Here is a 410-nt window from a genome sequence, read left to right on the forward strand (position 1 = left end):
CCACCCTTGACGGTGATGTCGTAATAGTCAGCCGACAGCGAGAAGCCGGGCAGGAAGCTCGGCTGCAGCAGGATACCCGCAGTGAACGAGTCCGACTTTTCCTCGCGCAGGTCCGGATTGCCGCCGCTGACCAGTTCGAGCGACTGCAGGTAGACGAAGTCGTAACCGGCAGGCGCGCCCGCGGCCGAGCAGTTGCCTGCGCGGTTGGCCGAACCCGTCGCCAGGTTGCGGGCCGAACAGGGATCGACGAAGCCCGGAGCAAAGTTCTGGCCGGGAGCCGAATAGAGCTCGGTCAGGTTCGGCGCACGGACCGAGCGGGCATAGGTGCCGCGCACGGTGACGTCCTGGATCGGCTTCCACACCGCTTCGCCGCCGTAGGCATAGACCGTGCCGGTCGCGCCCTTGTAATC

Annotated in this window: 1 protein-coding gene; it reads right to left on the reverse strand. The window is 66.1% G+C overall.

From position 1 onward, the window contains the following. On the reverse strand, nt 1-410 hold a 410-nt coding region (locus I6F37_RS42430), incomplete at both ends, for a TonB-dependent receptor (RefSeq protein WP_225154739.1).

Origin of the sequence: Bradyrhizobium sp. NBAIM08, assembly GCF_020193935.1 — a bacterium.
GTDB lineage: Bacteria > Pseudomonadota > Alphaproteobacteria > Rhizobiales > Xanthobacteraceae > Bradyrhizobium > Bradyrhizobium yuanmingense.